Below are 11,157 nucleotides of genomic sequence, written 5' to 3' on the forward strand. Positions count from 1 at the left end.
ACGTCCCGGCGGATCGCTATCTTACATTCAGCCTTGCCAAGACAAAGACCGCCACCGGCATTAGAATGTCCCGCATTCTCTTTTGGTGACAGCGATATGACTGATCAGCGCAAAGGCAGCGATGCCGAACCCACCACTCACTTCGGCTTCAAGAATGTTCCTGAAAGCCAGAAAGCGGAAAAAGTCGCTGAGGTGTTCCACTCGGTAGCGGCCAAGTACGACTTGATGAACGACGTGCTGTCCGGTGGCATGCACCGCCTGTGGAAACGCTTCACGATCGAGCTGTCCGGCGTGCGCGCCGGCAATCGCGTACTGGACATCGCCGGCGGCACGGGTGACTTGACCAAGCGTTTCTCCCACCTGGTGGGCCCGACCGGCCAAGTGGTACTGGCCGACATCAACGAATCCATGCTCAAGGTCGGTCGTGACCGCCTGCTGGACCTGGGTGTGGCCGGCAACGTCGAGTTCGTCCAGGCCGATGCGGAAAAACTGCCGTTCCCGGACAACCATTTCGACTGCGTGACCATTGCCTTCGGCCTGCGCAACGTGACCCACAAGGAAGACGCCCTGCGCTCCATGCTGCGGGTGCTCAAGCCCGGCGGTCGCCTGCTGGTGCTGGAGTTCTCCAAGCCCACCAACGCGCTGATGTCCAAGGTCTACGACGCCTACTCGTTCGCCTTCATGCCCCTGGCCGGCAAGCTGATCACCAACGACTCGGAAAGCTACCGCTACCTGGCCGAATCGATCCGCATGCACCCCAACCAGGAAACCCTGAAGTCGATGATGGTCGAGGCCGGTTTCGACCGCGTGACCTATCACAACATGACCGCAGGCATCGTCGCCCTGCACCGCGGCATCAAGCCCTGATGTTGCTCAGCGGCCTGCTCGCCAGCGTCGAGACCGGCATCAATCGGGTGCTGCGTCTGGACAGCACGGCGCTGCCGCGCCTGCAGCACCTCAATGGCAAGGTGATCGCCGTGGAATGCCGCAACCCGGCGCTGCAGCTGTTCATCCTGCCCAGCGATGAAGGCCTGATGCTCGCCAGCCAGTGGGCCACGGACCCGGACTGCACCCTGCGCGCACCGGCCTCGAGCCTGCTGCGCCTGGCCCTGAGCAAGGACAAGACCGCGGTCCTGCACGGCCCCGAAGTGGAGCTGGAAGGCGATAGCGGCGTGCTGCTGGACCTGGCAGCAACCCTTCAGGACCTGGAGCTGGACTGGGAATACGAACTCTCGCGCTGGCTGGGCCCCGTGGCCACCCAGCTGTTCAGTGGCCATGTGCGCAGCCGCGCCCGCTGGTATCAGCAAGGATTTGCCAGCCTCAACCAGAACCTCGCCGAATTCCTCGCCGAAGAATCGCGGACCCTGGTGGGTCAGCGTGAAGCCGAAGCGCGCTTTCGCGAGCTGGATCAGGCCAAACTCGACCTGGAACGTCTCGAGGCGCGCTTGGAGCGCCTTTCCCGATCCCTTGACCCAAGCGATAACGCATGAAGCTGCTTGCCGTCCGCCGTCTGTTGCGCATCCAGCGCGTCGTGATCCGCTACCGCCTCGATGACCTGCTGTTCGACCTGCCCCTGCCCTGGTTCCTCCTGGCCCTGCGCTTCGCCCTGCCCTGGCGCTGGTTCCCGCGCAAGCCGCTGGACCTGAGCCGCGGTGCACGCCTGCGCCTGGCGTTGCAGGACCTGGGGCCGATCTTCATCAAGTTCGGGCAGATCCTCTCGACCCGCCGCGACCTGCTGCCGGAAGACATTGCCGACGAGCTGATGCTGCTGCAGGACCGGGTGCCGCCGTTCGACTCGCAAAAGTCCGTGGCCCTGATCGAAGCGCAGCTGGGCAAGAAGATCAGCGACGTGTTCAGCCGCTTCGACATCGAGCCCCTGGCGTCGGCGTCGGTGGCCCAGGTGCACGCCGCCAAGCTCAAGACCGGCGAAGAAGTGGTGGTCAAGGTGATCCGCCCAGGGCTCAAGCCGATCATCGCCCAGGACCTGGCGTGGCTGTTCATCCTCGCCCGGGCCGCGGAAAAGCTCTCAGCCGACGCGCGCCTGCTGCACCCGGTGGACGTGGTCAGCGACTACGAAAAAACCATCTACGACGAGCTCGACCTGCTGCGCGAGGCGGCCAACGCCAGCCAGCTCAAGCGCAACTTCGAAGGCTCGCCGCTGCTCTACGTGCCCCAGGTCTACTGGGACTGGTGCCGGCCCAAAGTGCTGGTGATGGAGCGCATCTACGGCATTCAGGTCACCGACCTGGCCACCCTGGCCGACCAGCGTACCGACATGAAGATGCTCGCCGAGCGTGGCGTGGAGATCTTCTTCACCCAGGTGTTCCGCGACAGCTTCTTCCACGCCGACATGCACCCGGGCAACATCTTCGTCAGCACCGTGCAGCCCTGGAGCCCGCAGTACATCGCCATCGACTGCGGCATCGTCGGCAGCCTGACCCCGGAAGACCAGGACTACCTGGCCCGCAACCTGTTTGCCTTCTTCAAGCGCGACTACCGCCGCGTGGCCCAGTTGCACATTGATTCCGGCTGGGTCCCGGCGGAAACCAAGCTCAACGAATTCGAGGCGGCGATTCGCACCGTGTGCGAGCCGATCTTCGAAAAACCGCTGAAGGACATTTCCTTCGGCCAGGTGCTGATGCGCCTGTTCCAGACCGCTCGGCGCTTCAACATGGAAGTGCAGCCGCAACTGGTGCTGCTGCAGAAGACCCTGCTCAACATCGAGGGCCTGGGCCGCCAGCTGTACCCGGACCTGGACCTGTGGAACACCGCGCAACCCTTCCTCGAACGCTGGATGCGCGAACGGGTCAGCCCCAAGGCCGTGCTCGGCAACATCCACAGCCAGATCGAACAGTTGCCGCACCTGGCCAACATGACCCGCGACCTGCTGGAGCGCATGTCCCAGCCCCATGCCGCCGATCCGCCGGCGCCCTGGCACAAGCGCAAGGACGACTGGTTCCTGCGCCTGCTGGGCACTGCCCACCTGGGCGGTGGCGCGGTCCTGGCCGCCGGCGGTCCATTGCATGAGCTGGGGCACTGGCCTGCTGGCATCATGATTGCGGTCGGTTTGTATCTGATCGTTCGCCGATAGCCAGTGGCGCGACCTGCTGGCAAACTGTCGAAATCGCCGAGGCGTCACCAGCGGGTAGAGCCCGGTTGTCGGAGTCGAAAATGAAAGATTGGCTGGACCAGATCAAATGGGATGCGGACGGCCTGGTGCCGGCCATCGCCCAGGATCACAAGACCGGGCGCGTACTGATGATGGCCTGGATGAACCGCGAGGCCCTGAGCCTGACCGCTGCCGAGAATCGCGCCATCTACTGGTCACGTTCCCGTGGCAAGCTGTGGCGCAAGGGCGAAGAATCCGGGCACGTGCAGAAGCTTCATGAAATGCGCCTGGACTGCGACGCCGATGTGATCATCCTGATGGTTGAGCAGATCGGCGACATCGCCTGCCATACCGGCCGCCACAGCTGTTTCTACCGCGTCTATGAAGATGGCGAGTGGAAAACCGTCGAACCGGTCCTCAAGGACCCGCACGCGATCTATTCTGCAGGACACTGACATGAGCGATACCCTCACCCGTCTGGCCCAGGTGCTGGAAGAGCGTAAAGACGCCGCAGCCGACAGCTCCTACGTCGCCAGCCTGTACCACAAGGGCCTGAACAAGATTCTGGAAAAAGTCGGCGAAGAATCGGTGGAAACCATCATCGCCGCCAAGGACGCTGCCATCAGCGGCGACTGCAGCGATGTGATCTACGAAACCGCGGACCTGTGGTTCCACACCCTGGTCATGCTGGCGCAGCTGGGGCAGCATCCCCAGGCCGTGCTCGATGAGCTGGACCGCCGCTTCGGTTTGTCCGGACACGCCGAGAAAGCCTCGCGTCCGTCCGCCTGAACAACTTTCTAAGAGGAAACGCAGCATGGGCATTTTTGACTGGAAACACTGGATCGTCATCCTGGTGGTCGTGGTACTGGTATTCGGCACCAAGAAGCTCAAGAACCTGGGCACCGACGTCGGCGAATCGATCAAGGGCTTTCGCAAGGCCATGAATGACGACGAAAAGCCTGCCGAACCCGTGGTCCCGCCAGCAGCGCAGCCTGTGCCACCGGTTCAGCCGCAGCAGAGCGCGCCGTTGAACCAGCCGCACACCATCGACGTGCAGGCGCAGAAAGTCGAAGAGCCGACCCGCAAAGACTCGTGAGCACTGACTAATGTTTGGTATCAGCTTCTCTGAACTGCTGCTGGTGGGCCTGGTGGCCCTGCTGGTGCTCGGCCCCGAGCGCCTGCCCGGCGCTGCGCGCACCGCCGGCCTGTGGGTCGGGCGCCTCAAGCGCAGCTTCAACGCGATAAAACAGGAAGTTGAACGTGAAATCGGTGCCGACGAGATCCGCCGGCAACTGCACAACGAGCACATTCTGTCCCTGGAGCAGGAAGCGCGGAAAATCCTCGCCCCGACCCAGCAGCAACCGACTCCGGTAGAGCCTGTGGCCGAGCAGACGATTCACGCGCCAGGCGCCGCTACGGTCGCCGAAGCGCCGCCAGCCAGCGAAGTGCCCGCGCCCCTGCCATCGACACCAGCACCGGCACCGACCGCAGAGCCCGCAGCCCCAGTGGCAACACCCGCCACCACGGCCCCCCACGACTCCACCTTGCCGCCGCGAGCACCATGAGCGATATCCCAGAGAACGACCAACACATGCCGCTGGTGTCGCACCTCACCGAGCTGCGCACCCGCCTGCTGCGCTGCGTAGCGGCGATCTTCATCATCTTCGCCGGGCTGTTCGCCTTCACCCAGCAGATCTACACCATCGTCTCCACGCCGCTGCGCCAGTACCTGCCGGTCGGCGCGACGATGATCGCCACCGACGTCGCCTCGCCGTTCCTCACGCCGCTGAAGCTGACCATGATGGTCTCGCTGTTCCTGGCGATCCCGGTGATCCTGCACCAGATCTGGGGCTTTATCGCACCCGGCCTGTACAAGCATGAAAAGCGCATTGCCGTGCCCTTGCTGGTGTCGAGCATCCTGCTGTTCTACATCGGCATGGCGTTCGCCTACTTCCTGGTGTTCCCGCTGATCTTCAAGTTCTTCGCCGCCGCCACCCCGGCCGGCGTGGAGATGATGACCGATATCACCAGCTACCTCGATTTCGTCATGACCCTGTTCTTCGCCTTCGGCGTGGCCTTCGAGATCCCGGTGGCCGTGGTCCTGCTGGTGTGGATAGGCGTGGTCAACGTGGCGTACCTGCGCAAGATCCGCCCTTACGTGATCATCGGCTGCTTCGTGGTAGGCATGATCCTCACCCCGCCGGACATTTTCTCCCAGACCCTGCTGGCCGTGCCCATGTGGCTGCTGTTCGAGATCGGCGTGCTGTTCGGCGGGCTGATCAGCAAACGTGGCGAGCACCCGGACGATGAACCGGCCGACGACCACAACGACCAGCCGCCAGCGACCCAAGCGTGAACCTGCTGCTTCTGGAAGAGGCCGATTTCATTGCGGCCGACCGGGTAGTGCTGCGCGACCGACGCCTGACCCACATGCAGGACGTGCATCGGGTGGCGGTCGGCGACAGCCTGCGGGTCGGGCGCATTGGCGGCTTGATGGGCAGTGCCCAGGTACTGCGCCTGGAGCCTGCTGAAGCCGAACTGCAAGTGAGCCTCGATCAGCCGCCACCGGCCAAGCTGCCGTTGACCCTGGTGCTGGCCCTGCCGCGCCCGAAAATGCTTCGCCGGGTGTTCCAGACCATAGCGACCATGGGCGTGCCGCGGCTGGTGCTGGTGAACAGCTACCGGGTAGAAAAGAGCTTCTGGCAGACCCCGTTCCTGGAGCCCGAAACGATTCGCGAACACCTGGTGCTCGGCCTGGAACAGGCCCGTGACACCGTGCTGCCCGACGTCCTGATCGAAAAACGCTTCAAGCCCTTCGTCGAAGACCGCCTGCCGGCCCTCAGCGCTGGCACCCTGGGGCTGGTGGGCCACCCTGGCCCATATCCGCCCTGCCCTCGCGGGCTGGACCAGGCCGTCACCCTGGCCATTGGCCCGGAAGGCGGCTGGATTCCCTACGAGATCGATCTTCTGGGCAAGGCCGGCCTGCAACCGGTGCAACTGGGCGAACGCATCCTGCGGGTCGAAACCGCGGTCACCGCCCTGCTTTCGCGCCTGTTCTGAGCCCCCATGTGCGTGCTGGCCAAGTGGCCAGCCGGACCTCACGGTCGTAATGGCAACTAGCCATTCAAGCTACAGAATCCCCCACTCCCGCCGATAGCCTATGGTTAAGCGCACATTGCTAAAAGGGAGTTCGCAGAATGTACCGTTGGCTAGCCAGAAACCTGGGAAACGTAAGCGTCAGCCTCAAGCTGGGTATCGGCTTCGGCCTGGTACTGCTCCTGACCCTGCTGATCACCGCCACCGGCTGGACCGGCCTGGGCCGGGTGATCGACCGGGGCGACAAACTGGGCAATATTTCCGTTATCTACGCCCTGACCAAGGACCTGCGCATCGCCCGCCTCAACTACGAGATGAGCCGCGGTGAACACGGCCCGGCAGCGGTCAACGACTTCCTCAAGCAACTCAACGACGGCCTGCAGGACGCTCGCGCGCAGCTGCAGCAACCGGAAAGCATCACCATGGTCGACCAGCAACTGGACGCCGTGGCCGAATACCAGAAAGCCTTTGCCGACATGACTCGCGCCACCGCCAACCGCGAGGCCGCGAGGTCCCAGCTTGGCGCCACCGCGGACAATGCCGTGGCCCGGGTCGCGGAGGTTGAGAACTCACTGCTGCAAGGCGACAGCGTGGCGCAGTTCAATAGCGTGATCGACCTGTCCAAGCTGATCCAGCAGGCACGCTTCCAGGTACGCGGCTACACCTACAGCGCCAAGCCCGAGGCCAAGCAGCCGGCGCTGGACGCCATCGACAACGCCCTGAACAACCTCACCAGCCTGCCTTCGCGCCTGCCCGAGCAGCACGTTGCCAACCTGCAACAGGCCAGCGACTCGCTGAAGGCCTACCGGATGGCCGTCAGCGCCTACAGCGACGCCGAAGAAGCCAGCGCGGCTGCGCTCAAGCGCATGGCCGCCCAGGGCGACCGGCTGATGGACCTGAGCAAGCAGCTGACCGTGGCCCAGACCACCAAGCGTGACAGCGACGCCGCGCAGGCCAAGAGCACCCTGCTGATTGCCACCTTGCTGGCCATGCTGTTCGGCCTGATCGCCGCCTGGGCCATCACCCGGCAGATCACCCAGCCGCTGCAGCAGACCCTCAAGGCCGCCGAGCGCGTGGCTTCCGGGGACCTGAGCCAGAACCTCGCCGTAGAGCGCCGCGACGAACTGGGCCAACTGCAGAAAGCCATGCAGCGCATGACGGTGAGCCTGCGGGAACTGATCGGCGGCATCAGCGACGGCGTGACCCAGATCGCCAGCGCCGCCGAGCAACTGTCCGCGGTGACCGAGCAGACCAGCGCCGGGGTCAACAGCCAGAAAGTCGAGACCGACCAGGTGGCCACGGCCATGAACGAAATGGCCGCCACCGTGCAGGAAGTGGCGCGCAACGCCGAGGAGGCCTCCGAGGCCGCTGTGGCGGCCGACCAGCAGGCCCGCGAGGGTGACCGGGTGGTGAACGAAGCCATCGCCCAGATCGAGCGCCTGGCCAGCGAGGTGGGCCATTCCACCGAGGCCATGGGCCATCTCAAGCAGGAAAGCGACAAGATCGGCAGCGTCCTGGATGTGATCAAGTCGGTGGCCCAGCAGACCAACCTGCTGGCCCTGAACGCCGCCATCGAGGCCGCCCGGGCCGGTGAAGCCGGGCGGGGTTTTGCCGTGGTGGCGGATGAAGTCCGCAGCCTGGCGCAACGTACCCAGCAATCCACCGAAGAAATCGCTGAACTCATCGTTGGCCTGCAAAGCGGCACCCAGCAGGTGGCCAGCACCCTGGATACCAGCCGCAGCCTGACCGACAGCAGTGTCGAGCTGACACGCCGGGCTGGTGGTTCCCTGGAAAACATCACCCGTACCGTGTCGGCGATCCAGGCGATGAACCAGCAGATCGCCGCGGCAGCAGAGCAGCAGAGCGCGGTGGCGGAAGAGATCAACCGCAGCGTGTTGAATGTGCGGGATGTGTCTGAACAGACGTCATCGGCCAGCGAGGAAACCGCCGCGTCCAGCGCCGAGCTGGCGCGGCTGGGGATTCACCTGCAAACCCTGGTGGGGCGTTTCCGGGTCTGAGCCGCTTCGCCGGCAAGCCGGCTCCTACCGGGAAATGCAGGAGCCGGCCTTACAGCACCTGGCGCAGGAAAGCCTGGGCCCGCGGGTCTTGCGGCGCGTCGAAGAACACCTGCGGCGCCGCGTCTTCCAGCAGTTTGCCGTGATCGAAGAACAGCACCCGATCCGCCACTTCCCGGGCAAAGCCCATCTCGTGGGTCACGCAGACCATGGTCATGCCTTCCAGGGCCAGGGTCTTCATCACATCCAGCACCTCGCCGACCATTTCCGGGTCCAGGGCCGAGGTCGGCTCGTCGAACAGCATCACCTTGGGTTCCATGGCCAGGGCCCGGGCGATGGCCACACGCTGCTGCTGGCCTCCGGAAAGCCGCGAAGGAAACTCGTGGGCCTTCTGGGCGATCCCGACCTTTTCCAGCAACGCCAGGGCCTTGGCCTCGCGCTCCTGCTTGCCGCGCTTGCGTACCACCTTCTGCGCCAGGCAGAGGTTTTCCAGCACGGTCATGTGCGGGAACAGGTTGAAGTGCTGGAACACCATGCCGACTTCCCGGCGGTAGGCGTTCACATCGGTCCTCGGGTCGGCCAGTTGCAGACCGTCGATGCTCACCGAGCCGGAATCGAACTCTTCAAGGCCATTGAGGCAACGCAGGAAGGTCGACTTGCCGGAGCCGGACGGGCCGATCACCACCAGCACCTCGCCCTTGGCCACCTGGGTGGTGACGTTATCCACCGCGCGCACCACCTGGCCGCGGGTGTCGAAGACTTTTACCAGATCGCGGACTTCAATCACTTTGCGCGAGCCTCCGCTCAAGCCGGCTGGCCATCTTCGACAGCGGCAGGTTGATCAACAAATACAGGCCTGCCACGCAGAACAGGATCTCGAATGGCGAGAACGACGTGGTGATGACTTCCCGGCCGCTCTTGAGCAGTTCGGTAATGGCGATCACCGACACCAGGGAGGTGTCCTTGACCAGGCTGATGAACTGCCCGGCCAGCGGCGGCAGCACCCGCTTGAAGGCTTGGGGCAGCACCACATGGCGCATCGACTGGCCGGCGCTGAGCCCCAGGGAGCGAGCGGCTTCGTTCTGCCCGCGGGCGATGGACTGCACCCCTGCGCGAACGATTTCCGCCACATAGGCCCCGGTAAACAGCGACAACGCGGCGATCCCGGCGAACTCCCGGGACAGATTGAGCACCGTGCCAATAAAGAAATAGAAGATGAAGATCTGCACCAGCAGCGGCGTGCCCCGCACCAGTTCGACATAGATCGTCGACAGGTCGCGCAGGGTCGGGTTGCTGGACAACCGGCACAGGCCGGTACCCAGGCCGATCAGCAGCCCCAGCACGCCGGACACCACCGACAGCCACAAGGTGGTCCACAGGCCCCACAACAGCGGGCCCGCGGCCCAGTGCCGGGTCACGCCGATGACATCGCCTTCGGCCACGTCATCGCCGCTAGCCACCTGCAAGCTGCTTTCATCGACGCTCAGATGCTGCTCGGCACCCGAGTCACCGCGCAGCGTGACTTGTGCCTTGCCGCCCTGGCGCACCACCTCGGCGACGGTGGAGATTTCCGCCGCCCTCTGGGACTCTTCGGCCTGATAGGCGAAGTACTGGGGGACACGGTTCCAGCGCCACTCGTAGGACATCAACGAGGTGGCGTAGTACAGCGCGCCAGCCAGACCGATCAGCACCAGCACGGTCAGCACGTGCCAGGGCCATTGGGCTTTCTTGTGTTTGTTCACTTTGCAGGTTCCAGCGATTTGAAGCGGGGAGGTTCGGCAGAGCCCGGGGGGGCATCGTCGCGAGCAGGCTCGCTCCTACAAAAACGCTATGCGCCCTGTAGGAGCGAGCTTGCTCGCGATCAACCACAAGTCAGTTGCCTGACACCTATTCCATGTCCTTGAGCCACTCGGTGCTCTTGAACCACTTGTCATGGATGCGATCGTAGGTGCCGTCTTCGTGGATCTGGTGCAGGAAGTTGTTGATGAAGTTGATGCTGTCGTAATCGCCCTTCTTCAAACCGAAGGCCAGGGGCTCGTAGGTGAACGGCTTGTCGAGGAATACCAGCTTGCCATTGCCCACTTTGTTGACGGCCACCACGTTGTACGGGGCGTCGTAGATGAAGGCGTCGGCCTTGCCGTTGACCACGTCCAGCACCGCTTCCTGCTCGTTGTCGTAGCCGTGGTACTTGGCCTTGGCGATCAGCTTCTTGGCGACCATCTCACCGGTGGTGCCCAGCTTGGAGGTGATGCGGTAGTCGGCGCTGTTCAGGTCCTTGTAGGACTTGATGGTGCCTTCCAGGTCCTTGCGAATCAGCAGGGTCTGGCCCACCACGATGAAGGGTTCGCTGAAATTCAGGCGCAGGTTGCGTTCCTGGGTCAGGGTCATGCCGCTGCCGATCATGTCGAACTTGTCGGTCAGCAGGGCCGGGATGATGCCGTCGTAGCCAGTGGAAACCATCTCCAGCTTGACCCCCATGGACTTGGCCATGGCCTTGAGCAGGTCGACTTCGAAACCGATGATTTCGCCACGCTTGTTGGTCATCTCGAACGGCATGTAGGTCGGGTCCATGCCGACTTTCAGCGTGCCGCGCTTGACCGCGTCGTCGATAGCGCCGGCCTGGGCCGTGTTGACCGCCAGCAGGGCTGCGGCACCCGCCAGCAGCAGCGAAAGATACTTCTTCATCTCAAGTCCCCTGAAGCCATTTTATTGTGGTGTCTGCGCACGGCGGTCATCTGCTTGAGTGCTTCGAATGGCAGGCCGTTGTCGATTGCGCGCAGAAATTTGCGGGTGCGATGCTAACGCACTCGGCCATTTGCACAAGGATTTTTGTTGTTTCAGGGGGAGCGACCGGTGGCCGCTGCCACAGCCTCCGGCAAGGCGTAGGCGGCCATTGGCGCCATAAAGCAAAACGCCCTTGAGCAAGAGCTCAAGGGC

General features: G+C 63.7%; 13 protein-coding genes and 1 pseudogene. 11 read left to right on the plus strand and 3 right to left on the minus strand.

The annotated features are described in order from the left end of the window. The first annotated feature begins 96 nt into the window (after positions 1 to 96). From ubiE to AC1RCO_RS22060, 11 genes and pseudogenes are all read left to right on the plus strand, one after another. Positions 97 to 867, plus strand: a complete 771-nt coding sequence (ubiE, locus tag AC1RCO_RS22010) for a bifunctional demethylmenaquinone methyltransferase/2-methoxy-6-polyprenyl-1,4-benzoquinol methylase UbiE (RefSeq protein ID WP_011058802.1) — start codon at positions 97 to 99, stop codon at positions 865 to 867. Then, positions 867 to 1,490, plus strand: a complete 624-nt coding sequence (locus AC1RCO_RS22015; protein WP_011058801.1) for a ubiquinone biosynthesis accessory factor UbiJ — start codon at positions 867 to 869, stop codon at positions 1,488 to 1,490. Before ubiE ends, AC1RCO_RS22015 begins: the two co-directional genes overlap by 1 nt. Continuing rightward, positions 1,487 to 3,091 carry a ubiquinone biosynthesis regulatory protein kinase UbiB gene (gene ubiB / locus AC1RCO_RS22020; RefSeq protein ID WP_011058800.1) on the plus strand — a complete coding sequence of 535 codons (1,605 nt, stop codon included), beginning with the start codon at positions 1,487 to 1,489 and terminating at the stop codon, positions 3,089 to 3,091. Before AC1RCO_RS22015 ends, ubiB begins: the two co-directional genes overlap by 4 nt. Before the next feature lie 80 nt (positions 3,092 to 3,171). After that, positions 3,172 to 3,564 carry a phosphoribosyl-AMP cyclohydrolase gene (hisI, locus tag AC1RCO_RS22025; protein WP_011058799.1) on the plus strand — a complete coding sequence of 131 codons (393 nt, stop codon included), beginning with the start codon at positions 3,172 to 3,174 and terminating at the stop codon, positions 3,562 to 3,564. A gap of 1 nt (position 3,565) precedes the next feature. Next, positions 3,566 to 3,898 carry a phosphoribosyl-ATP diphosphatase gene (locus tag AC1RCO_RS22030; RefSeq protein WP_011058798.1) on the plus strand — a complete coding sequence of 111 codons (333 nt, stop codon included), beginning with the start codon at positions 3,566 to 3,568 and terminating at the stop codon, positions 3,896 to 3,898. A gap of 25 nt (positions 3,899 to 3,923) precedes the next feature. Next, complete coding sequence (locus AC1RCO_RS22035) at positions 3,924 to 4,205, plus strand: twin-arginine translocase TatA/TatE family subunit (RefSeq protein ID WP_011058797.1); 282 nt, start codon at positions 3,924 to 3,926, stop codon at positions 4,203 to 4,205. 10 nt (positions 4,206 to 4,215) lie between these two features. Then, positions 4,216 to 4,674 carry a Sec-independent protein translocase protein TatB gene (gene tatB / locus AC1RCO_RS22040; RefSeq protein ID WP_011058796.1) on the plus strand — a complete coding sequence of 153 codons (459 nt, stop codon included), beginning with the start codon at positions 4,216 to 4,218 and terminating at the stop codon, positions 4,672 to 4,674. Beyond that, the gene (gene tatC, locus AC1RCO_RS22045) at positions 4,671 to 5,465 is read left to right on the plus strand and encodes a twin-arginine translocase subunit TatC (RefSeq protein WP_011058795.1); all 795 of its coding nucleotides are present in this window, start codon (positions 4,671 to 4,673) and stop codon (positions 5,463 to 5,465) included. Before tatB ends, tatC begins: the two co-directional genes overlap by 4 nt. Then, a complete protein-coding gene (locus tag AC1RCO_RS22050) occupies positions 5,462 to 6,169 on the plus strand; it encodes a 16S rRNA (uracil(1498)-N(3))-methyltransferase (RefSeq protein WP_210457718.1) in 708 nt (235 codons plus the stop codon). The genes tatC and AC1RCO_RS22050 overlap by 4 nt, the downstream gene beginning before the upstream one ends. A 137-nt stretch (positions 6,170 to 6,306) precedes the next feature. Beyond that, positions 6,307 to 7,368: pseudogene (locus tag AC1RCO_RS22055) on the plus strand (methyl-accepting chemotaxis protein); the annotation flags it as partial. 141 nt (positions 7,369 to 7,509) lie between these two features. Further along, on the plus strand, positions 7,510 to 8,223 hold the full coding sequence (locus AC1RCO_RS22060; protein ID WP_425335757.1) for a methyl-accepting chemotaxis protein: 714 nt from the start codon (positions 7,510 to 7,512) through the stop codon (positions 8,221 to 8,223). A 49-nt stretch (positions 8,224 to 8,272) separates the two neighbouring features. Here the strand turns inward: AC1RCO_RS22060 and AC1RCO_RS22065 are convergent, their stop codons facing one another. The 3 genes from AC1RCO_RS22065 to AC1RCO_RS22075 form a co-directional block, all read right to left on the minus strand. Next, complete coding sequence (locus tag AC1RCO_RS22065; RefSeq protein WP_011058792.1) at positions 8,273 to 9,007, minus strand: amino acid ABC transporter ATP-binding protein; 735 nt, start codon at positions 9,005 to 9,007, stop codon at positions 8,273 to 8,275. Then, the gene (locus tag AC1RCO_RS22070) at positions 9,000 to 9,962 is read right to left on the minus strand and encodes an amino acid ABC transporter permease (protein ID WP_011058791.1); all 963 of its coding nucleotides are present in this window, start codon (positions 9,960 to 9,962) and stop codon (positions 9,000 to 9,002) included. The genes AC1RCO_RS22065 and AC1RCO_RS22070 overlap by 8 nt, the downstream gene beginning before the upstream one ends. A 145-nt stretch (positions 9,963 to 10,107) precedes the next feature. Next, positions 10,108 to 10,905 carry a transporter substrate-binding domain-containing protein gene (locus AC1RCO_RS22075; protein WP_019095754.1) on the minus strand — a complete coding sequence of 266 codons (798 nt, stop codon included), beginning with the start codon at positions 10,903 to 10,905 and terminating at the stop codon, positions 10,108 to 10,110. Positions 10,906 to 11,157 lie beyond the last annotated feature (252 nt).

Source organism: Pseudomonas sp. GW823-FHT03E05 (assembly GCF_058796855.1).

Coding starts and splice junctions, on each gene's coding strand:
- ubiE (WP_011058802.1), top strand. CDS start 97: ATGACTGATCAGCGCAAAGGCAGCGATGCCGAACCCACCACTCACTTC.
- AC1RCO_RS22015 (WP_011058801.1), top strand. CDS start 867: ATGTTGCTCAGCGGCCTGCTCGCCAGCGTCGAGACCGGCATCAATCGG.
- ubiB (WP_011058800.1), top strand. CDS start 1,487: ATGAAGCTGCTTGCCGTCCGCCGTCTGTTGCGCATCCAGCGCGTCGTG.
- hisI (WP_011058799.1), top strand. CDS start 3,172: ATGAAAGATTGGCTGGACCAGATCAAATGGGATGCGGACGGCCTGGTG.
- AC1RCO_RS22030 (WP_011058798.1), top strand. CDS start 3,566: ATGAGCGATACCCTCACCCGTCTGGCCCAGGTGCTGGAAGAGCGTAAA.
- AC1RCO_RS22035 (WP_011058797.1), top strand. CDS start 3,924: ATGGGCATTTTTGACTGGAAACACTGGATCGTCATCCTGGTGGTCGTG.
- tatB (WP_011058796.1), top strand. CDS start 4,216: ATGTTTGGTATCAGCTTCTCTGAACTGCTGCTGGTGGGCCTGGTGGCC.
- tatC (WP_011058795.1), top strand. CDS start 4,671: ATGAGCGATATCCCAGAGAACGACCAACACATGCCGCTGGTGTCGCAC.
- AC1RCO_RS22060 (WP_425335757.1), top strand. CDS start 7,510: ATGAACGAAATGGCCGCCACCGTGCAGGAAGTGGCGCGCAACGCCGAG.
- AC1RCO_RS22075 (WP_019095754.1), bottom strand. CDS start 10,905: ATGAAGAAGTATCTTTCGCTGCTGCTGGCGGGTGCCGCAGCCCTGCTG.